Source organism: Olleya sp. Hel_I_94 (assembly GCF_007827365.1).
In the GTDB taxonomy this organism is placed as follows: domain Bacteria; phylum Bacteroidota; class Bacteroidia; order Flavobacteriales; family Flavobacteriaceae; genus Olleya.
In genome coordinates this window covers 1,283,049-1,308,451 of the sequence record NZ_VISI01000002.1, presented here as the reverse complement: position 1 = coordinate 1,308,451, position 25,403 = coordinate 1,283,049, and the positions used below count along the sequence as shown (strand labels likewise).

At 34.6% G+C, this 25,403-nt stretch carries 15 protein-coding genes and 5 tRNA genes; 19 read left to right on the top strand and 1 reads right to left on the bottom strand.

All coding sequences use genetic code 11. From position 1 onward, the window contains the following. Positions 1-64 precede the first annotated feature (64 nt). From rpsU to JM82_RS08980, 18 genes are all read left to right on the top strand, one after another. A complete protein-coding gene (gene rpsU / locus JM82_RS09065; RefSeq protein WP_145002548.1) occupies positions 65-259 on the top strand; it encodes a 30S ribosomal protein S21 in 195 nt (64 codons plus the stop codon). A 110-nt stretch (positions 260-369) separates the two neighbouring features. Continuing rightward, the gene (locus tag JM82_RS09060; protein WP_145002545.1) at positions 370-1,260 is read left to right on the top strand and encodes a tyrosine-type recombinase/integrase; all 891 of its coding nucleotides are present in this window, start codon (positions 370-372) and stop codon (positions 1,258-1,260) included. Positions 1,261-1,285: 25 nt separating this feature from the next. After that, positions 1,286-1,600 carry a ribosome hibernation-promoting factor, HPF/YfiA family gene (gene hpf / locus JM82_RS09055; protein WP_145002541.1) on the top strand — a complete coding sequence of 105 codons (315 nt, stop codon included), beginning with the start codon at positions 1,286-1,288 and terminating at the stop codon, positions 1,598-1,600. A gap of 88 nt (positions 1,601-1,688) precedes the next feature. Continuing rightward, positions 1,689-1,762: transfer RNA gene (locus tag JM82_RS09050), tRNA-Thr, on the top strand. 76 nt (positions 1,763-1,838) lie between these two features. Further along, positions 1,839-1,920: transfer RNA gene (locus JM82_RS09045), tRNA-Tyr, on the top strand. 46 nt (positions 1,921-1,966) lie between these two features. Beyond that, positions 1,967-2,039: transfer RNA gene (locus JM82_RS09040), tRNA-Gly, on the top strand. A gap of 11 nt (positions 2,040-2,050) precedes the next feature. After that, positions 2,051-2,122 (top strand) — tRNA-Thr (locus JM82_RS09035). A 67-nt stretch (positions 2,123-2,189) separates the two neighbouring features. Beyond that, on the top strand, positions 2,190-3,377 hold the full coding sequence (gene tuf, locus JM82_RS09030; protein WP_028283621.1) for an elongation factor Tu: 1,188 nt from the start codon (positions 2,190-2,192) through the stop codon (positions 3,375-3,377). 61 nt (positions 3,378-3,438) lie between these two features. Beyond that, a tRNA-Trp gene (locus JM82_RS09025) sits at positions 3,439-3,511 on the top strand. An 80-nt stretch (positions 3,512-3,591) separates the two neighbouring features. Further along, on the top strand, positions 3,592-3,786 hold the full coding sequence (gene secE, locus JM82_RS09020; RefSeq protein ID WP_028283620.1) for a preprotein translocase subunit SecE: 195 nt from the start codon (positions 3,592-3,594) through the stop codon (positions 3,784-3,786). 6 nt (positions 3,787-3,792) lie between these two features. Further along, positions 3,793-4,347 (top strand): transcription termination/antitermination protein NusG, encoded by a 555-nt coding sequence (nusG, locus tag JM82_RS09015; RefSeq protein WP_028283619.1) that lies wholly within the window; start codon positions 3,793-3,795, stop codon positions 4,345-4,347. A 71-nt stretch (positions 4,348-4,418) separates the two neighbouring features. Next, positions 4,419-4,859 carry a 50S ribosomal protein L11 gene (rplK, locus tag JM82_RS09010; protein ID WP_028283618.1) on the top strand — a complete coding sequence of 147 codons (441 nt, stop codon included), beginning with the start codon at positions 4,419-4,421 and terminating at the stop codon, positions 4,857-4,859. 17 nt (positions 4,860-4,876) lie between these two features. Beyond that, positions 4,877-5,566 carry a 50S ribosomal protein L1 gene (rplA, locus tag JM82_RS09005; protein ID WP_145002539.1) on the top strand — a complete coding sequence of 230 codons (690 nt, stop codon included), beginning with the start codon at positions 4,877-4,879 and terminating at the stop codon, positions 5,564-5,566. A gap of 20 nt (positions 5,567-5,586) precedes the next feature. Then, complete coding sequence (gene rplJ / locus JM82_RS09000) at positions 5,587-6,108, top strand: 50S ribosomal protein L10 (protein WP_145002536.1); 522 nt, start codon at positions 5,587-5,589, stop codon at positions 6,106-6,108. Between the two features lie 59 nt (positions 6,109-6,167). After that, entirely contained in the window at positions 6,168-6,542 is a 375-nt protein-coding gene (gene rplL / locus JM82_RS08995) for a 50S ribosomal protein L7/L12 (protein WP_028283615.1), read from the top strand. A gap of 123 nt (positions 6,543-6,665) precedes the next feature. After that, entirely contained in the window at positions 6,666-10,478 is a 3,813-nt protein-coding gene (gene rpoB, locus JM82_RS08990; RefSeq protein ID WP_145002533.1) for a DNA-directed RNA polymerase subunit beta, read from the top strand. A 67-nt stretch (positions 10,479-10,545) separates the two neighbouring features. Beyond that, complete coding sequence (gene rpoC, locus JM82_RS08985; RefSeq protein WP_145002530.1) at positions 10,546-14,847, top strand: DNA-directed RNA polymerase subunit beta'; 4,302 nt, start codon at positions 10,546-10,548, stop codon at positions 14,845-14,847. A gap of 90 nt (positions 14,848-14,937) precedes the next feature. After that, the gene (locus JM82_RS08980; RefSeq protein ID WP_145002527.1) at positions 14,938-15,258 is read left to right on the top strand and encodes a DUF3467 domain-containing protein; all 321 of its coding nucleotides are present in this window, start codon (positions 14,938-14,940) and stop codon (positions 15,256-15,258) included. A gap of 219 nt (positions 15,259-15,477) precedes the next feature. On the opposite strand, the gene JM82_RS08975 is transcribed toward JM82_RS08980, so the two are convergent. Further along, on the bottom strand, positions 15,478-17,067 hold the full coding sequence (locus JM82_RS08975) for a peptide chain release factor 3 (RefSeq protein ID WP_145002524.1): 1,590 nt from the start codon (positions 17,065-17,067) through the stop codon (positions 15,478-15,480). Positions 17,068-17,455: 388 nt separating this feature from the next. On the opposite strand from JM82_RS08975, the gene JM82_RS08970 reads away from it, so the two are divergent. Further along, positions 17,456-25,363, top strand: coding sequence for a carboxypeptidase regulatory-like domain-containing protein (locus JM82_RS08970; protein ID WP_145002521.1), 7,908 nt, complete (start codon positions 17,456-17,458; stop codon positions 25,361-25,363). Positions 25,364-25,403 lie beyond the last annotated feature (40 nt).

Here is a 25,403-nt window from a genome sequence, read left to right as displayed (position 1 = left end):
TAAAATATAAATAACTAATTATATTTGCGCCTCAAAATTTTAAAAGAGAGGAGGTTAAGACACTATGTTAATAATTCCAATAAAGGACGGAGAAAATATAGAACGAGCATTAAAACGCTACAAACGTAAGTTTGATAAAACGGGAACAAGAAGAGTTTTACAAGGTCGTAAGCAATTTGTTAAACCGTCAATAGAAAATAGAGCTAAAATTCAGAAAGCTCAATATGTACAACATTTAAGAGATCAAGAAGCTTTATAAATAGCTTCAATTAATAAAAAAAAGCCACTAATTAGTTAGTGGTTTTTTTATTTTTACATATACCCAAAACAAAAAAGGTATATTTATAACACTTAAATACTATACGCTTAATGCTACTAAAAGCCTTTTTAGATTACCTGTTGCTTGAAAAAAAATATTCCCAGCTAACAGTTAATGCCTATAAAAAAGATATAGAATCCTTTATGGCTTTTATTTCTAGTGAAGAAGAAACAAATACTATTCAAGAAACAAATTATTCGCAAATTAGATCTTGGATTGTTAATTTAGTTCAAAAAGGAATAACCAACAAAAGTATAAATAGAAAGATTTCTGCATTAAATGGCTTCTTTAAATTCCTACTTAAAATTGAAGAAGTAAAGCTAAATCCACTTTCAAAACATAAGGCATTAAAAACAAGTAAAAAAGTTCAAATCCCCTTTTCAGAAAATGAAATTAATACAGTTCTAGATCAAATTAACCACAATCAAGATTTTGAAGGTGTTAGAAATAAATTAATAATAGAATTATTTTACTCTACAGGAATTAGACGTATAGAGTTGATAAACATTAAATTAAAAGATATTGATTTAGAAAATAATACAATTAAAATTTTAGGTAAAAGAAATAAAGAACGCATTATTCCTTTGTTAAACATGGTAATGGATAGTGTAGATATTTATAAGTTAGAAAGAAATAAATTAGAAACTATTACAGATAATGAGTATTTGTTTTTAACAAAAAAAGGAGTTAAAGTATATGAAACTCTTGTCTACAGAATTATAAATGATTACTTTAGTAAAGCTTCAACTAAGGTGAAGAAAAGTCCACATATTCTAAGACATTCTTTTGCTACACACTTATTAAATCAAGGTGCAGAGTTAAATGCAGTCAAAGAACTATTAGGGCATTCTAGTTTAGCAGCTACTCAAGTTTATACGCACAATAGTATCGCTGAATTAAAAAAAGTATACGCAAAAGCGCACCCTAGAAGTAAAAAATAAATGTTTAACCACAAAATTTTAAAGTATGAAGGTAAACACACAGGCAGTAAACTTTAATGCCAATCCCCAATTATTGGAGTTCATCCAAAAACGTATGGATAAACTTGAAATGTACTATGACAAAGTAATTCAATCAGAAGTCTATCTTAAAGTAGAAAAGAGTAGTATTAAGCTTAATAAAATATTTGAAGCAAAAATAAATGTGCCAGGTGATTGCTTGGTTGTTAAAAAGCAATGTAAGACATTTGAAGAGGGAGCAGACATAGCTGTAGCCTCTTTGGAAAGGCAATTAAAAAAGCGAAAACAAAAATTAAGAGAAAATTTTAAAAATATTTCATAAAAATGTTTTGAATAATTAAATAAATATTTACATTTGCAGTCCGTTAGAAATAGCGGGCTTTTTTTAGAAGTAAAATTAGCAGAAAAAAGCCGATGTAGCTCAGCTGGCTAGAGCAGCTGATTTGTAATCAGCAGGTCGTGGGTTCGAGTCCCTCCATCGGCTCAAAATAAAGTTAAAATAGATAATTATTTGTTTTAACTTTGCATAAGTTCTTTAATAGAGTGAAAAGTTTAAAATTGGGGAGATACTCAAGCGGCCAACGAGGGCAGACTGTAAATCTGCTGACTACGTCTTCGCAGGTTCGAATCCTGCTCTCCCCACTTTTTTTTAAAGTTTATTTTAAACAACAAAGGATTTTAAATAATTGCGAGAGTAGCTCAGTTGGTAGAGCGTCAGCCTTCCAAGCTGAATGTCGCCGGTTCGAACCCGGTCTCTCGCTCTAATATTTAAGCCGGTGTAGCTCAGGGGTAGAGCGTTTCCTTGGTAAGGAAGAGGTCACGGGTTCAATTCCCGTCATTGGCTCAGAATAAAGAATACAAATTAAGAATACACTAATATTATTATATAACTAAGATTAAATTATTAAAACATGGCAAAGGCAACTTTCGATCGTTCAAAACCACACTTAAATATTGGTACAATTGGACACGTAGATCACGGTAAAACAACTTTAACTGCTGCTATTACTAAAGTATTAGCTGATGCAGGTTTATCAGAAGCAAGATCATTCGATCAAATTGATAACGCTCCTGAAGAAAAAGAAAGAGGTATCACAATTAATACATCACACGTAGAGTACTCTACAGCTAATCGTCACTATGCACACGTAGATTGTCCAGGTCACGCCGATTACGTAAAAAACATGGTAACTGGTGCTGCACAAATGGATGGAGCTATATTAGTTGTAGCTGCAACTGATGGTCCTATGCCACAAACACGTGAGCACATCTTATTAGGTCGTCAAGTTGGTATCCCAAGAATCGTTGTATTCTTAAATAAAGTGGATATGGTTGATGATGAAGAGCTTTTAGAGTTAGTAGACATGGAGGTTAGAGAATTATTATCTTTCTATGAGTATGATGGAGATAATGGACCTGTAGTTTCTGGTTCTGCATTAGGGGCTTTAAATGGTGAGCAAAAATGGGTGGATACAGTAATGGAATTAATGGCGCAAGTTGATGCATGGATCGAAGAGCCATTACGTGAGGTTGATAAGCCTTTCTTAATGCCTATCGAGGATGTATTCTCTATTACAGGTCGTGGTACTGTTGCAACAGGACGTATCGAAACTGGTATTGCCAATACAGGAGATCCTGTAGAGATTATTGGTATGGGTGCTGAAAAATTAACATCTACAATTACAGGAATCGAAATGTTCCGTCAAATATTAGATAGAGGTGAAGCTGGAGATAACGCAGGTATTCTTTTAAGAGGTATTGAGAAATCTCAAATCTCAAGAGGAATGGTAATCGTTAAGCCAGGTTCAGTAACACCACACGCTAAATTTAAAGCTGAGGTTTATATCCTTAAAAAAGAAGAAGGTGGACGTCATACTCCATTCCATAATAATTACCGTCCTCAATTTTACGTTCGTACAACTGACGTAACTGGAAACATAGCGTTACCTGAAGGAGTTGAGATGGTTATGCCAGGAGATAACTTAACTATTCATGTTGAGTTAATCCAAAAGATCGCAATGAATGTTGGATTACGTTTCGCAATACGTGAAGGTGGTAGAACAGTAGGAGCAGGTCAGGTAACTGAAATTTTAGACTAATTAATAGTTTATAATATATATAATTAAGGCACTTTGTTATGAAGTGCCTTGATTTATATTTACGGGTTTAGCTCAGTTGGTAGAGCACTGGTCTCCAAAACCAGGTGTCGGGAGTTCGAGTCTCTCAACCCGTGCAACTAAAATCAAATGCAAAATTTGTTTTTAAATAGTATTAAAGGAGTCCGCTCCATTGGATGACATTAAATAAAATAACATGGCTGGAATTGTAAATTATATAAAAGAATCATTTGGAGAGTTAAAAAACAATGTTACTTGGACACCATGGTCTGAGGCACAAAGTTTAACTATTCTTGTGGCTGTTTTTTCTATTATTTTTTCTTTAGCTATTTGGGGTATTGATACTGTTTTTAGTAAAGTAATTAGTTTATACTTTAATTTAATAGGATAGATTGATATGGCGGAAGTTGGAGAAAAAAAATGGTACGTAGTAAGAGCTGTAAGTGGTCAAGAAAATAAGATTAAGGCTTATATTGAAAATGAAATAGCTAGACTAGGCTTACAAGATTATGTAGAGCAAGTTTTAGTTCCTACAGAAAATGTTGTTCAAATCAGAAATGGTAAAAAGGTAAACAAAGAAAAAGTTTACTTTAGTGGTTACATAATGATTAAAGCAAATCTTACTGGAGAAATACCTCATATTATAAAATCTATTACAAATGTTATAGGTTTTTTGGGTGCTACTAAAGGTGGAGATCCATTACCTCTAAGACAGTCTGAAGTAAATAGAATGTTAGGTAAAGTGGATGAGTTATCTGTAGATGCGGATGTAAATGTGGCGATACCTTTTACTAAAGGTGAAACCGTTAAAGTTATTGACGGTCCATTTAATGGATTTGATGGAACTATTGAGAATATAAATGAAGAAAAACGTAAGTTAGAAGTAATGGTTAAAATCTTTGGAAGAAAGACCCCATTAGAGTTAAGTTACATGCAAGTAGAAAAAATATAATAATTGTTACACTAATAATAATGCATTTTTAAGCTTCCACTTAATTAATGCATCAATTTAATTCATTAAAAATGGCAAAAGAACTAGGAAAAGTAGTTAAACTACAAGTCAGGGGAGGTGCAGCGAATCCTTCGCCACCGGTTGGACCCGCTCTAGGTGCTGCAGGAGTTAATATCATGGAGTTTTGTAAGCAGTTTAATGCTAGAACTCAAGATAAAGCTGGTAAGGTTTTACCAGTGGTGATTTCGGTTTACAAAGACAAATCATTTGATTTTGTAATCAAAACACCACCAGCTGCTGTACAGTTACTAGAAGCGGCCAAAGTGAAAAAAGGTTCGGGAGAACCACACGTTAAGAAAGTAGCAAAAGTTTCTTGGGATCAAATCAAAACTATTGCGGAAGACAAAATGGTAGATTTAAATGCATTTACTTTAGATTCTGCAATGAAGATGATTGCTGGTACTGCAAGATCTATGGGTATAACTGTTAAAGGTGGTGATGCACCAAATTAACCTAAAAAGATTTTAAAATGGCAAGATTAACAAGAAAACAAAAAGAAGCTGTAGCTAAAATTGAAAAGGATAAAGTATATTCTATCAAGGAAGCTTCAGTATTAATAAAAGATATTACTAACACTAAATTCGACGCATCTGTAGATTTAGCAATACGTTTAGGTGTAGATCCTCGTAAAGCTAATCAAATGGTTAGAGGTGTTGTTTCTCTTCCTCACGGAACTGGTAAAGATACTAAAGTATTAGCTTTAGTAACACCAGACAAAGAGGCTGAAGCTAAAGAAGCTGGTGCTGATTATGTTGGTTTAGACGAGTACCTTGATAAAATCAAGAGTGGTTGGACTGACGTTGACGTAATTATTACTATGCCTAGTGTTATGGGTAAATTAGGTCCTTTAGGACGTGTATTAGGTCCTCGTGGTTTAATGCCTAACCCTAAGACTGGAACGGTAACAATGGATGTTGCAAAAGCTGTAACAGAAGTGAAAGCTGGTAAAATTGATTTTAAAGTTGATAAAACTGGTATCGTTCATGCTTCAATTGGAAAAGCTTCATTTACTGCTGATAAGATTGAAGACAATGCAAACGAATTATTAACAACAATATTAAAACTTAAACCAACTGCTGCAAAAGGAGTTTATGTAAAGAGCATTTTTATGTCTTCTACCATGAGTCCTAGTATTGCTGTGGATACTAAAATAGGTTAAGGAGTTAAAAACTTTATATTATGACTAGAGAAGAAAAATCACAAGTAATTAAAGACTTAACTGTACAATTAGCCGAAAATTCAAATATCTATATAGCAGATATTTCTGGTTTAAACGCAGGTACTACTTCTGACTTACGTCGCGCTTGTTTCAAAGCAAACATTAAGTTAGCAGTTGTTAAAAATACATTACTTGAAAAAGCGATGGAAGCTTCAGATAGAGATTTTGGAGATTTACCATCAATACTAAAAGGAAATACATCTGTGATGTATTCTGAAACTGGTAACGCTCCAGCTAAGGTAATAAAGACTTTTAGAAAAAAATCTGATAAGCCTTTATTAAAAGGTGCTTTTATTGAAGAAGCAGTTTACTTAGGAGACAATCAGTTAGATATGTTAGTAGACATTAAGTCTAGAGAAGAGTTAATTGGTGATATAGTAGGATTACTACAGTCTCCAGCTAAGAATGTTATTTCGGCTCTTAAATCTAGCGGTGGGACACTTTCAGGTATCTTAAAAACATTATCTCAGAAAGAGGGATAATAATAAATTAGGCACTATTACAATTATATATTAAATTACAAAATTAAAACGATAGAAAAATGGCAGATTTAAAAGATTTCGCAGAACAATTAGTTAACCTTACTGTAAAAGAAGTAAATGAGTTAGCTACTATTTTAAAAGATGAATATGGTATCGAACCTGCTGCTGCTGCAGTAGCTGTTGCAGCTGGTCCAGCTGCAGGAGGTGATGCTGCTGAGGCTCAAACTGAATTCGATGTAGTTCTTAAAGCTGCTGGAGCATCTAAGCTTGCAGTTGTAAAATTAGTTAAAGAATTAACTGGTTTAGGATTAAAAGAAGCTAAAGAATTAGTTGATAGCGCACCAAGCAACATCAAAGAAGGAGTTTCTAAAGATGAAGCTGAAGGTTTAAAAACTTCTTTAGAAGAAGCAGGAGCTGAGGTTGAGCTTAAGTAAGCTTACCAAATAATTTTACAAAGGTTTAGGTCTGAAGCATGTGCTTTACGACCTAAACCATTTGTCGTATATAGTGATTAGCTATATAAAATAATTTTTTTTTAATCAAAATTTCGTCCATTGATGTTAGTAACACAAGCTGAAAGATTAAATTTCTCGTCTATTGTAAATAGAACAGAATACCCGGATTTCATGGATATTCAGATTAAATCCTTCCAGGATTTTTTCCAGTTAGAAACAAAATCTGAAGAAAGAGGTGATGAAGGTCTATACAATACCTTCATGGAGAACTTTCCAATTACAGACACACGTAATCAATTCGTATTAGAATTTTTAGATTACTTTATTGATCCACCAAGATATACCATTGAAGAATGTATTGAAAGAGGACTAACTTATAGCGTTCCATTAAAAGCTAGGTTAAAGTTATATTGTACAGACCCTGAACATGAGGATTTCGAGACCATTGTCCAGGATGTGTACCTAGGAACTATACCTTACATGACACCTTCAGGTACTTTTTGTATCAACGGAGCAGAACGTGTAGTAGTTTCTCAATTACATAGATCTCCAGGTGTATTTTTTGGTCAGTCTTTCCATGCAAATGGAACCAAATTATATTCAGCAAGAGTTATTCCTTTTAAAGGATCATGGATAGAATTCGCTACAGATATTAACCAAGTAATGTATGCGTACATTGATAGAAAGAAAAAGTTACCTGTAACTACTCTTTTTAGAGCTATTGGTTTTGAGCGTGACAAAGATATATTAGAAATTTTTGATCTAGCAGAAGAGGTTAAAGTTTCTAAATCTGGTCTTAAAAAAATCATTGGTCGTAAATTAGCTGCTCGTGTATTAAATACATGGCATGAAGATTTTGTTGATGAAGATACTGGTGAGGTAGTTTCTATTGAGCGTAATGAGATTGTTTTAGATCGTGATACAGAATTAGATAAAGATAATATTGAGGAAATTCTTGAGATTGACGTTAAAACTATTCTTTTACATAAAGAAAGTGCTCAACAGGGAGATTATGCAATTATTCATAATACTCTTCAAAAGGATCCAACAAACTCTGAAAAAGAAGCTGTTGAACATATTTATAGACAACTACGTAATGCTGAGCCGCCAGATGAGGAAACAGCACGTGGTATTATAGATAAATTATTCTTTAGTGATCAACGTTATTCTCTTGGAGAAGTTGGACGTTACAGAATGAATAAAAAATTACAATTAGATATTGGAATGGATAAGCAAGTGCTTACCAAAGAAGATATTATTACTATAATTAAATATTTAATTGAACTTATCAATTCTAAAGCAGAGATTGATGATATTGATCACTTATCTAACCGTCGTGTACGTACAGTGGGTGAACAATTATCTTCTCAGTTTGGTGTTGGTTTAGCTCGTATGGCGCGTACTATTCGTGAGCGTATGAATGTTCGTGATAACGAGGTTTTTACACCTATAGATTTAATTAATGCTAAGACGTTATCGTCTGTTATTAATTCTTTCTTTGGTACAAACCAATTATCGCAATTTATGGACCAAACTAATCCTCTTGCAGAAATTACGCACAAGCGTCGTTTGTCAGCATTAGGTCCAGGTGGTTTATCAAGAGAAAGAGCAGGATTCGAGGTTCGAGATGTTCACTATACTCACTATGGTAGACTTTGTCCAATTGAAACTCCTGAGGGACCTAACATTGGATTAATTTCATCATTATCGGTATATGCTAAAGTGAATTCTATGGGATTCATCGAAACGCCTTATAGAAAAGTTACTGATGGAGTTGTTGATATTAAAGGAGCACCTATTTATTTAAGTGCCGAAGAAGAAGAAGATAAATTAATTGCTCAAGCAACTGTTAAAGTTGATGAAGACGGTAAGATTTTACATGACAAGGTAATTGCACGTATGGAAGGTGACTTCCCAGTAATGGATCCTAAAGATATCCATTATACAGATGTAGCACCTAATCAAATTTCATCTATATCTGCTTCACTTATTCCGTTTTTAGAGCATGATGATGCCAACCGTGCATTGATGGGATCTAACATGATGCGTCAGGCTGTACCGTTGTTACGTCCTCAAGCTCCTATTGTTGGAACTGGTTTAGAGAGACAAGTAGCATCAGATTCTCGTGTTTTAATTAATGCAGAAGGAAATGGTGTTGTGCAATATGTTGATGCAAATGAGATTGTTATCAAGTATGAAAGAACAGAAGACGATGCTAAAGTTAGTTTTGATAGTGATATTAAAACATATCCATTAGTTAAGTTTAGAAAAACTAACCAGGGAACTTCTATTAATTTAAAGCCAATTGTTAAAAAAGGCGACAAAATTACTAAAGGACAAGTTTTATCTGAAGGTTACGCAACTCAAAAGGGTGAATTGGCTTTAGGAAGAAATATGAAAGTAGCCTTTATGCCTTGGAAAGGGTATAACTTTGAGGATGCAATTGTAATTTCTGAAAAAGTTGTTCGTGAAGATATTTTTACATCTATTCACATTGATGAATATTCTCTTGAAGTTAGAGACACAAAATTAGGAAATGAAGAATTAACAAACGACATACCAAACGTTTCTGAAGAGGCTACTAAAGACTTAGATGAAAATGGTATGATTCGCGTTGGTGCAGAAGTTAAACCTGGTGATATTTTGATTGGAAAAATTACTCCTAAGGGAGAGTCAGATCCAACACCAGAAGAAAAACTTTTACGTGCAATTTTTGGTGATAAAGCTGGAGATGTAAAAGATGCTTCATTAAAAGCTTCACCTTCATTACATGGTGTAGTTATTAATAAAAAATTATTTTCTAGAGCAGTTAAAGATAAAAGAAAGAGAGCTCAAGATAAAGAAGATATAGCTAAATTAGAAAATCTTTACTTTACGAAGTTTGATCAATTACAAGATGTATTAGTTGAAAAACTTTTCACTATTGTTAACGGAAAAACATCTCAAGGTATATTTAATGATTTAGGAGAAGAGGTTTTACCAAAAGGTAAAAAATTCACTCTAAAAATGTTAAATGCTGTTGACGATTATACTCACTTAACTGGTGGTACTTGGACAACTGATGATCATACTAATAAGCTTGTAGCTGATTTAATTCACAATTACAAGATTAAAGAAAATGACTTACAAGGGTCTTTAAGACGCGAGAAGTTTACTATATCTGTAGGAGATGAATTACCAGCAGGAATAATCAAGTTAGCAAAAGTTTACATCGCTAAAAAACGTAAGTTAAAAGTTGGTGATAAAATGGCAGGACGACATGGTAACAAAGGTATTGTTGCGCGTATTGTACGTCAAGAGGATATGCCATTCTTAGAAGATGGAACTCCAGTTGATATTGTATTAAATCCATTAGGTGTACCATCTCGTATGAACATCGGACAAATTTATGAAACTGTTTTAGGTTGGGCTGGTCAAGATCTAGGTCGTACGTATGCAACTCCAATTTTTGATGGTGCTACAATTGATCAAATTAACGAGTTAACTGATGAAGCGGGAATCCCTAGATATGGTCATACATATTTATATGATGGAGGAACAGGAGATCGTTTTGATCAACCTGCCACAGTCGGAGTTATCTATATGCTTAAATTAGGACACATGGTAGATGATAAGATGCACGCGCGTTCTATCGGACCATATTCTTTAATTACGCAACAACCTTTAGGTGGTAAAGCACAATTTGGAGGTCAACGTTTTGGAGAGATGGAAGTTTGGGCACTTGAGGCTTACGGAGCATCTGCAACATTAAGAGAAATCTTAACTGTTAAATCGGATGACGTAGTTGGTAGAGCTAAAACTTACGAAGCTATCGTTAAAGGAGAGCCAATGCCAGAACCTGGATTACCAGAATCTTTCAACGTATTAATGCACGAATTGAAAGGATTAGGATTAGACATTAGATTAGAAGAATAATTTTAAGTGAGTTGAGCAGTTTTTAATGTATTAAAAACTGCTTTACAAACTGAACACTATAAGAATTATGGCAAAAAAGCAAGATAAGAATACAGTACAGAGATTTAACAAAATCTCGATTGGTTTAGCATCACCAGAATCTATATTAGCAGAATCTAGAGGTGAGGTTTTAAAACCAGAAACTATCAATTATCGTACACATAAACCAGAACGTGATGGTTTATTCTGTGAGCGTATTTTTGGTCCTGTAAAGGATTACGAATGTGCTTGTGGTAAATATAAGCGTATTAGATATAAAGGAATTGTTTGCGACCGTTGTGGAGTTGAAGTTACTGAAAAGAAAGTACGTCGTGATAGAGTAGGACACATTAATTTAGTAGTCCCTGTTGCTCATATTTGGTACTTCCGTTCTTTACCAAATAAAATAGGATACATTTTAGGATTACCTTCTAAGAAATTAGATATGATTATTTACTACGAACGTTATGTAGTAATTCAACCTGGTAATGCTAAAAACGAAGAAGGAGAGCCTTTACAAAAATTAGATTTTTTAACTGAAGAAGAGTACCTAAATATTTTAGAAACACTTCCTCAAGATAATCAATATTTAGATGATACAGACCCAAGCAAGTTTATTGCTAAAATGGGAGCTGAGTGTCTTATTGACTTATTATCTAGAATAGACTTAGACACGTTATCTTACGAGTTACGTCATAAAGCTAATACAGAAACGTCTAAACAACGTAAAACGGAAGCTTTAAAACGTTTACAAGTAGTAGAAGCTTTACGTGAGTCTAATGAAAATAGAGAGAATCGTCCCGAATGGATGATAATGAAAGTAGTGCCAATTATACCACCAGAATTAAGACCGTTAGTGCCTTTAGATGGTGGACGTTTTGCTACTTCTGATTTAAATGATTTATATCGTCGTGTAATTATCCGTAACAACCGTCTTAAAAGATTAGTTGAGATAAAAGCACCAGAGGTTATTTTACGTAACGAAAAACGTATGTTACAAGAGTCTGTAGATTCTTTATTTGATAACACACGTAAGTCGTCTGCAGTAAAAACAGATTCTAACAGACCTTTAAAATCTTTATCAGATTCGCTTAAAGGTAAGCAAGGTCGTTTCCGTCAAAACTTACTTGGTAAGCGTGTGGATTATTCAGCACGTTCTGTAATTGTTGTTGGACCAGAATTAAAATTATTTGAATGTGGATTGCCAAAAAATATGGCAGCAGAATTATACAAGCCTTTTGTAATTAGAAAATTAATTGAAAGAGGTATTGTTAAAACTGTAAAATCTGCTAAAAAGATTATAGATAAAAGAGAACCAGTTGTTTGGGATATATTAGAAAATGTTTTAAAAGGACATCCAGTGCTTTTAAATCGTGCTCCTACGTTACATAGACTTGGAATTCAAGCTTTTCAACCTAAATTAATTGAGGGTAAAGCAATCCAATTACACCCATTAGCTTGTGCTGCATTTAATGCGGATTTTGATGGTGACCAGATGGCTGTTCACTTACCATTAGGACCTGAAGCGATACTAGAATGTCAGATGTTAATGTTAGCATCGCATAATATCTTAAACCCTGCAAATGGTGCTCCAGTTACTGTACCATCTCAGGATATGGTACTTGGTTTATACTACATGACTAAGCACAGGTATTCTACACCTGAAGTTCCAGTAAGAGGTGAAGGATTAACATTTTACTCTGCAGAAGAAGTAACAATTGCTTACAATGAAAAGAGAGTGGAATTAAACGCAGGGATTAAAGTTAGAGCAATGGACTTTAATGAAGCGGGCGAACTAGTGTATCAAATTATTGAAACTACTGTTGGTCGTGTTTTATTTAACGAAAAAGTTCCAGCAGCTGCAGGTTTTATTAATGAAGTATTAACTAAAAAATCTTTAAGAGATATTATTGGTAATATTTTAAAAGTAACTAGTGTACCTGAAACTGCAGCTTTCTTAGATGAAATTAAAACTTTAGGATATAACTTCGCATTTAGAGGAGGTTTATCTTTCAGTTTAGGAGATATTATTATCCCACCAGAAAAGCAATCTATGATTGATGCTGCCAACCAAAAAGTTGATGGTGTTACTGGTAACTATAACATGGGATTAATTACAAATAACGAACGTTATAACCAAGTTATTGATATTTGGACGTCTACCAATGCGGAATTGACTGAATTGTCAATGAAACGTATTAGAGAGGACCAACAAGGATTTAACTCGGTATATATGATGCTTGATTCTGGAGCACGTGGATCTAAAGAACAGATTCGTCAGCTTACAGGTATGCGTGGATTAATGGCCAAGCCTAAAAAATCTACTGCAGGTGGAGGATCTATTATTGAAAACCCTATCTTATCTAACTTTAAGGAAGGATTATCAATTTTAGAATACTTTATATCAACTCACGGTGCGCGTAAAGGTCTTGCCGATACAGCACTTAAAACTGCCGATGCAGGTTATTTAACACGTCGTTTAGTGGATGTTTCACAAGACGTGATTGTTAATAGCGAAGACTGTGGTACATTAAGAGGAGTAGAAGTTTCTGCGCTTAAGAAAAATGATGAAGTTGTCGAGAAATTAGAAGCACGTATAGTAGGTCGTATTTCATTAAATGATGTATATGACCCTTTAAGTGAAGAGGTTTTGGCTGAAGCAGGTCAATTAATTGATGAAGTTGTAGCAGCTAGAATTGAAAATTCACCAATTGAGTCTGTAGAAGTTCGTTCGCCATTATCTTGTGAAGCTAAAAAAGGTATCTGTGCACAGTGTTACGGTCGTAATTTGGCTACCAATAAAATGGTACAACGCGGTGAAGCAGTTGGAGTTGTAGCAGCACAATCTATTGGAGAACCAGGTACTCAGTTAACACTTCGTACATTCCACGTTGGAGGTATTGCAGGTAACATTTCTGAAGAAAACAAACTTGTAGTTAAGTTTGATGGTATTGCAGAAATTGAAGATTTAAAAACTGTTAAAGGTACTGACAACGATGGTAAAGCAGTAGATGTTGTAATCTCTCGTACATCAGAACTTAAGTTAGTAGATAAGAAAACAGGAATTACCTTAAGTACTAATAATATTCCTTATGGTTCTCACGTTTTTGTTAAAAATGGAGATCCTTTAAAAGCTGGAGATGTTGTTTGTTCTTGGGATCCATATAACGGAGTTATTATTTCAGAATTTGCTGGAAAAGTTAGATATGAAAATATCGAACAAGGTATAACTTATCAAGTTGAAATTGATGAGCAAACAGGTTTCCAAGAAAAAGTAATTTCTGAATCTAGAAATAAAAAATTAATACCAACACTTATTGTTGAAGACGGTAAAGGTGAAGCGATTCGTTCTTATAACCTACCAGTAGGTGCGCACATCATGATTGATGATGGAGAGAAAGTTAAGGTTGGAAAAATCTTAGTTAAAATTCCTCGTAAATCTGCAAAAGCTGGTGATATTACAGGAGGTTTACCACGTGTTACAGAATTATTTGAAGCTCGTAATCCTTCTAACCCAGCAGTAGTAAGTGCTATTGATGGTGTTGTATCTTTTGGTAAAATTAAGAGAGGTAATCGTGAGATTATCGTAGAATCTAAATTAGGAGAAATTAAGAAATACCTAGTTAAGCTATCTAGTCAAATTCTTGTACAGGAAAATGACTTTATTAAAGCAGGAATGCCATTATCTGATGGTTCAGTTACACCAAATGACATCCTAAATATTAAAGGACCATCTGCTGTACAACAATACTTAGTTAACGAAGTGCAAGAAGTATATCGTTTACAAGGTGTGAAAATTAATGATAAGCATTTTGAAGTTGTTGTACGACAAATGATGCGTAAAGTAAGAATTATTGATTCTGGGGATACTATCTTTTTAGAGGATCAATTAGCACATAAATCTGATTTTATTGAAGAAAATGATAACATTTTTGGAATGAAAGTAGTAGAAAATGCTGGTGATTCTTCAAACTTAAAAGAAGGTCAGATTATATCTGCTTTCCAATTAAGAGATGAAAACTCTATTTTACGTCGTGAAGATAAACAACTAGTTATAGCAAGAGACGCGCAGCCTGCAACAGCGACGCCAATTTTACAAGGTATTACTAGAGCTTCTTTACAGACTAAATCATTTATTTCTGCAGCTTCTTTCCAAGAGACTACTAAAGTATTAAATGAAGCAGCTGTAGCTGGTAAGATTGATACATTAGAAGGACTTAAAGAAAATGTAATTGTAGGTCATCGTATACCAGCAGGTACAGGTATGAGAGCTTATGATAATATTATTGTTGGATCTAAAGAAGAGTTTGATCAAATGATGAAAGCTAAACAAGAAGTTAATTATAACTAATTGTAAATCAATATAATGTTGATTTTATAAATAATTTAATAATTAAAAGAATCCTGCAATTTGCAGGATTCTTTGTTTAAAAAATAACATATGTCAGATAATAATGATAATAAACCTAAACAAGGTCAAATTAATATAGAATTAGACGAGAAAATTGCAGAGGGTATATACTCTAACTTAGCTATTATAAATCACTCAGTCTCAGAGTTTGTTGTTGATTTTGTTAGTATAATGCCTGGTACGCCTAAAAGCAAAGTAAAGTCTAGAATTATATTAACACCACAACACGCTAAAAGATTATTAAAAGCTTTAAGCGAAAATGTCAAGAGATTTGAAAAAGCACATGGCGAAATTAAGGATTATGAACAGCCACCAATTCCTTTAAATTTTGGACCTACTGGGCAAGCATAAATAAAAAAGCCTTTCTATAAAATTAGAAAGGCTTTTTTATATTAATTAAATTTTAAATAGTCAAAAACTATTATAAAAAAAATTAAAATTAGTTTTAACTATATTAATCAAGTTTTTGACTTTATTTAACCGCATTTAAAGAGGTTTTTGTAAATTTAAATAGTGACATTAAGTGTGGATCTTTATCGTGTATTAAAACGATTTAAATGTGATTTTTTACTATTCAAATTCCGAAACGTAATGAAATTTAACACTTGGATATTTTTGTTGAGTCATTTGTAAAGAAAAAGGTGAATCTGCTAAAAATACTAATTGTCCTCTTTTATCCTTAGCTAAATAACGCTGTTTAACGCGTAAAAATTCTTTGTACTCACTATTTTTTTTGTCTTCAGGATCAACCCAACACGCTTTATACACATTTAAGTTTTCATAGGTACATTTAGCACCATATTCATGTTCTAACCTATATTGTATAACTTCATATTGTAATGCTCCAACAGTACCAATTACCTTTCTTCCATTAAGTTCTAATGTAAATAACTGTGCAACACCTTCATCCATTAACTGATCAATTCCTTTAAAAAGTTGTTTAGACTTTAATGGGTCTGCATTATTTATATATCTAAAGTGCTCAGGAGAAAAACTTGGTATTCCTTTATAGTTTAGTATTTCACCTTCTGTAAGTGTATCACCAATTTTAAAGGTTCCAGTATCTTGTAGACCAACAATATCACCAGGATAAGAGATATCTACAATTTCTTTTTTTTCTGCAAAAAAAGCGTTTGGGCTAGAAAATTTAACTTTTTTATTATGTCTTACATGTAAATACGGAGTATTTCTTTTAAACTCACCCGAAACTATTTTAACAAAAGCTAATCTATTTCTGTGATTAGGATCCATATTTGCGTGAATTTTAAATACAAAACCAGAAAATTTATCTTCCTCAGGTAAAACAAGTCGCTCTTCACTATTTTTTGGTCTTGGTTTCGGAGCTATTTCAACAAAACAATCTAATAATTCTCTGACACCAAAACTGTTTAATGCTGATCCAAAAAATACAGGCTGTAACTCTCCTTTTAAGTAATCTTCATTACTAAATTTAGGATAGATCCCTTCAACTAATTCAATTTCTTCACGTAAAGTGTTAGCTGATTTCTCTCCTATTAAAGTATTTAACTCTGTCGATTCAAGATCATTTATTTCAATGGTTTCCTCAATGTTTTTTCTACTGTCACCACTAAACAGATTAATATTTTTCTCCCAAATATTATATATTCCTTTAAAATCATAACCCATACCAATTGGGAAACTTAAAGGTGTTACCGTTAATTTTAATTTTTGTTCTATTTCATCTAATAATTCAAATGCATCTTTACCCTCACGATCCATTTTATTAATAAAAACAATCATTGGTATGTTCCGCATTCTACAAACTTCTACAAGTTTTTCCGTTTGTTCCTCAACACCTTTAGCAACATCAATTACAACTATTACACTATCAACAGCTGTTAATGTTCTGAAGGTATCTTCAGCAAAATCCTTATGTCCTGGGGTATCTAATATGTTTATTTTGATACCATCATATTCAAATGCAAGAACAGAAGTAGCTACAGATATACCACGTTGGCGTTCAATTTCCATAAAATCACTAGTAGCACCTTTTTTAATTTTGTTACTCTTAACTGCTCCAGCTTCATTAATAGCTCCACCAAAAAGTAACAACTTTTCTGTAAGTGTTGTTTTTCCTGCATCAGGATGTGATATAATACCAAAGGTTCTCCTTCTTTTTATTTCGTCTAAAAACTTCATTAAAATAATTTTTACAAATATATAGGTATAGGGTTAGATGTCCTACTAGTCAAAACCATTTATTATTTCATTTAATAGTGTTGTAAGTACTTGATAATCAATAAAATTTTTAAGAAAATTCATACATTTAATTATAATTTAAATTTTTATCTATCATATTTGCACTTTGTCGATAATTATTTTTAAAATATGAATGAATTTTTTTGTTTTTCGATGTAATGTTTGTCCGAAAAAACTACACTTTAACGAAAATTAACACTTTTAGGCGTGTATTTAAATCTATAAAGATTGTAAGTAATTAAATTCGCACTTTGTGTGGCTAAAACCACAATTAATAGCAAATACTATTTTTTAAAATTGATTATTAAATAATCTTACCCTCAACAACATGAAAATCTTTTTTCGATTATCTAGAGACAAAGCACTTGGTTTATTGGTGTTTACTTTATTTTCTTTTACTAGTTTATTTTCTCAGACTAATGCGCCAAGTATAAAAACTGGTGTTTCTTTTCAGTGGAGTGATGTGCAAACTACGCTTAATGATCCCGCTACAATTCAGAGTATAACTGTTGGCACAAGAGTTTTTGTGGATTTTGGAAGTCCTCAGTCTTATACTATGACTCAAGTAGGTACTACTGGTGGAAATGCTGCCAATAGAGTGCGTCTTAACAACACTCTTGTTGAGTCTACTAGTGCTAGTCCAACTTGGGATGCATCAGCTTTAGCAGCATTTCAAGATAAAAATTTGAATCACTTTTTTGAAGCTAGTAATAATGGACAAGCTATTTGTAATGATTTTTCAGCAGCTCAATCAACTTTAATTGCGCAGAAGCAAACATTTTCATATTCTCCGGCTATACGTAGTACTTCAGGAAGTATTATAGCGATTACAGAACGTAACGCAAATAATTGTTATCATATTGAGTTTTTTGGAACCCCAGTTGGTGGAGGTGCTAATCAATCTTTGGGTTCTACTTTTGTTAATCCTCAAGGTCCTACTTACTATGGTCATGGAGGAACAGGTAGTTCTAGTAGTTTTGGTACTGTTGGTACGGTAGTAGCTCCAACTAGTACTTCGGATTATTGGTTAAGTGACAGAGTAGTGGTTACCAATGGTGGGACTATTGGTATTGCTCTTTTTTACGTAAACGATATAGCTCCTCAAGGGTCTTTTATTACGGATGTAAGAATTACTGCAACAAGTGCTGATCACGGAGACGGTAAATTATTTATTTTTTCTTTACCAGATGAAGATGGTGATGGATTTAGTGATATTGATGATTTAGATGATGACGATGATGGTATTTTAGATATTGACGAATCAAATGGTTATTCTCCAAGTTATGATGAAGATGGTGATGGTATTCCAAACTGGAATGATACAATAGACAATGGTACTGGAGATGGTAGCTTCACAAACTATGCTGATGCCAATGGAGATGGTGTGCCTGATGTATATGATTTTGATGGTGATGGAATTCCTAATCATTTAGATTTTGATTCAGATAATGATGGTTGTTTTGATGCTTTAGAAGGTGGAGATGGAATAGTTACAACAGAACTGAATCCTAATGGATCATTAAATGGGGATATAGATGCGGCTACAGGTGTACCAAATAATGTTAATGTAAATAATGGACAAACTATTGGGACCTCTCAAAATGCTTCAGCGTATGATGCTAATGGGCAGTGTGATAGAGATAACGATGGTGTTTTAGATGGTAGTGATATTTGTCAAGGTTCAGATGATAGTGTTGATATAGATAATGATGGTGTGCCAAATGGTTGTGATTTAGATAATGACAATGATGGTATATTGGATATAAATGAAGGAGTCTGTTCTTCTCAAATTTTGACAGGTGTATGGACGATTTCAGGAAACACGGCTTCTTATGATTTTGGAAACGGAATTATTGCAGAAGTAAGTACTTCTAACGAAAATAATTTCACTTCAGGAGTTTTTACTAATGGTGCTTTTTGGACTGAAAATTTAGCTAATGCAGCATCTTTACAAAATCAATATATATGGAACAGAACTTTAACGGTTAATTACGTTGATCAATTAGGAGATCCAATTACAGTAACTAATCCTATTATCTTTTTAGATAGAGTTGGTGGTACAGATGGACTTAATGATGAACAAAATACCGCTATTGTAACCTTGCAAAATGGTTTGACATGGACTGCTTTATCAGGAACGTCTGATTTTGGTTCTACTGCAACTACAGTTTTTGATTCAGGTACAGGTACAGCTGCTGATCCAGCACATGTTCAGGATGCAACTCAGAATGATGCTGATGGAACAGCTGCTGGTACAATGCAAATTAATGGAGAGGTCTCAACTTTTACTTTACAATTTGTGCAAGGTGGTTTATTTGGTACGGGTACTGATGGTATCGAGTTTATATTATCTGCTTGTCAAAGTTTAGATACAGATAATGATGGAACACCGGACTATTTAGATACTGATTCAGATAACGATGGTTGTTTTGATGCTATAGAAGGTGGTGACAATATCGCCTTAGCTAGTGTAAATACTGATGGTACTTTAAACGGTACAATTAATACTACAACTGGGGTAGCAAATAATGTAAATACAACTAGTGGTCAATCTATTGGAGGAGCTAGTGATGCTTCACTTTCAGATCCAAATGGTCAATGTGACAGTGATGGAGATGGTGTAATTGATAATTTAGATGTTTGTCCAGGTTCAGATGATACCGCAGACAATGATAATGATAATGTGCCTGATGGTTGTGATTTAGATGATGACAATGATGGTATATTAGATATAAATGAACAAAATGTAATAACATGTACTAACGAGGAGTCTCCATCATTTGGTGCGGCTCAAGGTCCAAACAATTATTTAGGTTCTGACATTAATAACCCGGAAGTGGGAGATTCATTTTTATACAATAATGTTTATACAGGTGTCGATGCTATTGTTACAATAGTTTCTTCAAATGATAATGATATACTTGTTTTAGATGTTACAACTACTGGTACAGATTCATTTTTTCAACCACAAATTGATCATGCATCTGCGACGAGTTATACTGAATTTAAAATTGATTTTGTTGTTGCAGGTACTACAACCCCAGCACCAGTTTCAACTTATATTTTAACAACTATAGATAATGATGTGTTTGAATTTGTAACATATGCTGACGGTTTTGCATCTGACGTTTATGTAGATACACCTACAAATGAAATAGCTTACTCAGGGAATCCTGCTAATTTAGATGGCTTTACTCGAGGATATGTAAGTGATGGTACTTTTATCGCAGGAGTTGATGTAACTACTCCTCAATATCAAGTTGCTGCTTCATACTCTTTAGTATCATCAGTCAGCTTTAGATTTGGAGATACTTCTTCTAATACTTCTAACCACTCATTATCTATTGAGCCTTGTATTCCTGAAGATAATTGGGTAACTGTACCAGTGTTTTACGAAGATATTGATACAGATGGTGACGGGATTCCAAATTCTTTAGATAATGATAGTGATGGAGATATGTGTCCAGATGCTATTGAAGGTGGTGGAACATTAAACAGTACAAATGTAGATGCTAACGGTCAATTAACAGGAACTGTAGATTCTACTACAGGTGTACCTAATGATGTAGATGTGAATGCAGGTCAAACTGTAGGAGATTCTACTAACGATCTAGTAAATGCTTGTTTAGGAAGCGTAAGCGGAACAATCGTAGATGAGAATGGTGATCCTGTATCAGGAATCGTTGTAACATTAGATGATGGCGATGCAGCAACAGTTGATCCAACAGTAACAACAGGAGTTGATGGAACCTATGAATTTACAGATGTACCAGTAGGAGAATATACAGTTGAACAAACAATACCAGCTAATACAGATGTAGTTGATGGAGATACAACAGATGATAGTGATACTGTGGCAAATACAGACACAACAGATGGGAGTATTCCAGTAACAGTAACAGAAGGAGAAGTTGATGCAGATAACAACTTTGAGAATAGTCCAACACCAGGAAGCGTAAGCGGAACAATCGTAGATGAGAATGGTGATCCTGTATCAGGAATCGTTGTAACATTAGATGATGGCGATGCAGCAACAGTTGATCCAACAGTAACAACAGGCGTTGATGGAACCTATGAATTTACAGATGTACCAGTAGGAGAGTATACAGTAGTAGAAACAATACCAGCTAATACAGAAGTAGTTGATGGTGATACAACAGACGATAGTGATACTGTAGCAAATACAGACACAACAGATGGAAGTATTCCAGTAACAGTAGAAGCAGGAGAAGTTGATGCAGATAACAACTTTGAGAATAGTCCAACACCAGGAAGCGTAAGCGGAACAATCGTAGATGAGAATGGTGATCCTGTATCAGGAATCGTTGTAACATTAGATGATGGCGATGCAGCAACAGTTGATCCAACAGTAACAACAGGCGTTGATGGAACCTATGAATTTACAGACGTACCAGTAGGAGAGTATACAATCGTACAGACAGTACCAGCTAATACAGAAGTAGTTGATGGTGATACAACAGACGATAGTGATACTGTAGCAAATACAGACACCACAGATGGAAGTATTCCGGTAACGGTAGAAGCAGGAGAAGTTGACGCAGATAACAACTTTGAGAATAGTCCAGCACCAGGAAGCGTAAGCGGAACAATCGTAGATGAGAATGGTGATCCTGTATCAGGAATCGTTGTAACATTAGATGATGGCGATGCAGCAACAGTTGACCCAACAGTAACAACAGGGGTTGATGGAACATATGAATTTACAGATGTACCAGTAGGAGACTATACAGTAGTAGAAACAATACCAGCTAATACAGATGTAGTTGATGGTGATACAACAGACGATAGTGATACTGTAGCAAATACAGACACAACAGATGGAAGTATTCCAGTAACAGTAGAGGCAGGAGAAGTTGATGCAGATAACAACTTTGAGAATAGTCCAGCGCCAGGAAGCGTAAGCGGAACAATCGTAGATGAGAATGGCGATCCTGTATCAGGAATCGTTGTAACATTAGATGATGGCGATGCAGCAACAGTTGATCCAACAGTAACAACAGGCGTTGATGGAACCTATGAATTTACAGATGTACCAGTAGGAGACTATACAATCGTACAGACAGTACCAGCTAATACAGAAGTAGTTGATGGTGATACAACAGACGATAGTGATACTGTAGCAAATACAGACACAACAGATGGAAGTATTCCAGTAACAGTAGAAGCAGGAGAAGTTGATGCAGATAACAACTTTGAGAATAGTCCAGCACCAGGAAGCGTAAGCGGAACAATCGTAGATGAGAATGGCGATCCTGTATCAGGAATCGTAGTAACATTAGATGATGGCGATGCAGCAACAGTTGATCCAACAGTAACAACAGGCGTTGATGGAACCTATGAATTTACAGATGTACCAGTAGGAGAGTATACAATCGTACAGACAGTACCAGCTAATACAAATGTAGTTGATGGTGATACAACAGACGATAGTGATACTGTAGCAAATACAGACACAACAGATGGAAGTATTCCAGTAACAGTAGAAGCAGGAGAAGTTGACGCAGATAACAACTTTGAGAATAGTCCAATAGTTGGTGGTTTAACAGGAGTTGTATTTGAAGACATCAACGGAGATGGTATTCAAGATGCAGGCGAAGAAGGAATTGAAGGAGTAGAAATAGTCATTACCGATGTTGACGGAAATGAAACTACTGTAACAACAGGAATAGACGGAGTATGGACAGCAACAGACATTCCAGTAGGAGATACAGAGGTTGATGTTGACGAGACAACGTTACCAACCGATATTACAGATACTTTAACAACAACGGATTCAGATCCAGAAATAGTAACTGTATTAGAAGGTGTAGCAACAGTAACAATAGATGACGGATATGCACCAGTAGATATCGATTCAGATGGAGATGGAGTTTTAGACTCAGTAGAGGTTGCAAATGGTACAGATCCTAATAATGAATGTAATTATAATATAGCAGATATTACTGAAGAGATTACCGCAATAACAGATTGTGATAATGACGGGTTATTAGATGTTGAAGAAATCACAGGAGTTGATGATCCATTAACACCAGCAGATCCAGCAGGAAACACAACAGATCCAACAGATCCAGACACAGATGGTGACGGAGTAACAGATGGACAAGAAGCATTAGACGGAACAGATCCAAATGATGCATGTGAGTATGTAATCGCAAGTATTACTTTACCAATCGACTCAGGAGCAGATTGTGATAATGACGGGTTATTAGATGTTGAAGAAATCACAGGAGTTGATGATCCATTAACACCAGCAGATCCAGCAGGAAACACAACAGATCCAACAGATCCAGACACAGATGGTGACGGAGTAACAGATGGACAAGAAGCATTAGACGGAACAGATCCAAATGATGCATGTGAGTATGTAATCGCAAGTATTACTTTACCAATCGACTCAGGAGCAGATTGTGATAATGACGGGTTATTAGATGTTGAAGAAATCACAGGAGTTGATGATCCATTAACACCAGCAGATCCAGCAGGAAACACAACAGATCCAACAGATCCAGACACAGATGGTGACGGAGTAACAGATGGACAAGAAGCATTAGACGGAACAGATCCAAATGATGCATGTGAGTATGTAATCGCAAGTATTACTTTACCAATCGACTCAGGAGCAGATTGTGATAATGACGGATTAACAGATGCAGAGGAAATTACAGGAGAAGATGATCCATTAACACCAGCAGATCCAGCAGGAAACACAACAGATCCAACAGATCCAGATACAGATGGTGACGGAGTAACAGATGGACAAGAAGCATTAGACGGAACAGATCCAAATGATGCATGTGAGTATGTAATCGCAAGTATTACTTTACCAATCGACTCAGGAGCAGATTGTGATAATGACGGGTTATTAGATGTTGAAGAAATCACAGGAGTTGATGATCCATTAACACCAGCAGATCCAGCAGGAAACACAACAGATCCAACAGATCCAGACACAGATGGTGACGGAGTAACAGATGGACAAGAAGCATTAGACGGAACAGATCCAAATGATGCATGTGAGTATGTAATCGCAAGTATTACTTTACCAATCGACTCAGGAGCAGATTGTGATAATGACGGGTTATTAGATGCAGAGGAAATTACAGGAGAAGATGATCCATTAACACCAGCAGATCCAGCAGGAAACACAACAGATCCAACAGATCCAGACACAGATGGTGACGGAGTAACAGATGGTCAAGAAGCATTAGACGGAACAGATCCAAATAACTCATGCGAGTATTTAGAGTCAAGCATTACATTACCTCAAGATGAAGTATATCTTGCAGCAGATTGTGATGGAGATGGTGTGACAAATGGTCAAGAAGTGGTCGACGGTACAGATGCATTAGATCCTTGTGATTACTTAGCAGGAAATCAAGACATAACTATAGTTTCTGAAGAATGGGAAGCTTTAGATTGTGATGGTGATGGAGTAATTAATGGTACAGAGATATTAGATAGTACAGATCCACAAAACCCATGTGATTTTATTGCAGCAAGTACGACTGTAGCTCAATCTACTGAGTGGTTAAATGGAGATTGTGATAATGATAACGTTCCTAACGGAGTTGAACAATCTGAAGGGGATACTGACGGAGATTCTATACCAGATTATTTGGATACAGATGATGATGGTGATGGAGTGGATACTATCAATGAAGATTATGGTAACACGGATTTTGAAGATGGAGATATAGATCCAACAGGTGATAATGATCCTACTAATGACGAAACAGATGGAGATTCTATACCAGATTATTTAGATACAGATGACGATAATGATGGTATACCAACTGAAGATGAGTATCCTGATCCTGATAATAATGGTATTGGATTTGGTGATGATGCAGTCGACAGTGATGGTGACGGTTTACCAGATTATTTAGATGTAAATAACGCATCGCCTCAGGAAGATGATTTAGAGATATTTAATGCTGTTACACCTAATGGCGATGGAGATAATGACGTGTTTATCATTAGAAATATTGAATTATATCCAGAGAATACAGTTAAGATTTATAACAGATGGGGAGTAATTGTTTATGAAACGTCTAGTTATGGTTCTGTAGGAAATTATTTTAATGGTAGATCAAACGGAAGAGTAACAATTCAAGAAGATGAGTTATTACCTGTTGGAACATACTTTTATGTAGTTGAGTATACTGTAGAAGGAGAAACTAAATCTAGAGCAGGATATTTATACCTACAACGATAATAAATCTATAGAGGCAGTGTTAAAGCTGCCTCTTATATAA

What these genes read in the sequence shown, in the direction of transcription:
- rpsU (WP_145002548.1), top strand. Translation starts at nt 65, where the DNA reads ATGTTAATAATTCCAATAAAGGACGGAGAAAATATAGAACGAGCATTA.
- JM82_RS09060 (WP_145002545.1), top strand. Translation starts at nt 370, where the DNA reads ATGCTACTAAAAGCCTTTTTAGATTACCTGTTGCTTGAAAAAAAATAT.
- hpf (WP_145002541.1), top strand. Translation starts at nt 1,286, where the DNA reads ATGAAGGTAAACACACAGGCAGTAAACTTTAATGCCAATCCCCAATTA.
- tuf (WP_028283621.1), top strand. Translation starts at nt 2,190, where the DNA reads ATGGCAAAGGCAACTTTCGATCGTTCAAAACCACACTTAAATATTGGT.
- secE (WP_028283620.1), top strand. Translation starts at nt 3,592, where the DNA reads ATGGCTGGAATTGTAAATTATATAAAAGAATCATTTGGAGAGTTAAAA.
- nusG (WP_028283619.1), top strand. Translation starts at nt 3,793, where the DNA reads ATGGCGGAAGTTGGAGAAAAAAAATGGTACGTAGTAAGAGCTGTAAGT.
- rplK (WP_028283618.1), top strand. Translation starts at nt 4,419, where the DNA reads ATGGCAAAAGAACTAGGAAAAGTAGTTAAACTACAAGTCAGGGGAGGT.
- rplA (WP_145002539.1), top strand. Translation starts at nt 4,877, where the DNA reads ATGGCAAGATTAACAAGAAAACAAAAAGAAGCTGTAGCTAAAATTGAA.
- rplJ (WP_145002536.1), top strand. Translation starts at nt 5,587, where the DNA reads ATGACTAGAGAAGAAAAATCACAAGTAATTAAAGACTTAACTGTACAA.
- rplL (WP_028283615.1), top strand. Translation starts at nt 6,168, where the DNA reads ATGGCAGATTTAAAAGATTTCGCAGAACAATTAGTTAACCTTACTGTA.
- rpoB (WP_145002533.1), top strand. Translation starts at nt 6,666, where the DNA reads ATGTTAGTAACACAAGCTGAAAGATTAAATTTCTCGTCTATTGTAAAT.
- rpoC (WP_145002530.1), top strand. Translation starts at nt 10,546, where the DNA reads ATGGCAAAAAAGCAAGATAAGAATACAGTACAGAGATTTAACAAAATC.
- JM82_RS08980 (WP_145002527.1), top strand. Translation starts at nt 14,938, where the DNA reads ATGTCAGATAATAATGATAATAAACCTAAACAAGGTCAAATTAATATA.
- JM82_RS08975 (WP_145002524.1), bottom strand. Translation starts at nt 17,067, where the DNA reads ATGAAGTTTTTAGACGAAATAAAAAGAAGGAGAACCTTTGGTATTATA.
- JM82_RS08970 (WP_145002521.1), top strand. Translation starts at nt 17,456, where the DNA reads ATGAAAATCTTTTTTCGATTATCTAGAGACAAAGCACTTGGTTTATTG.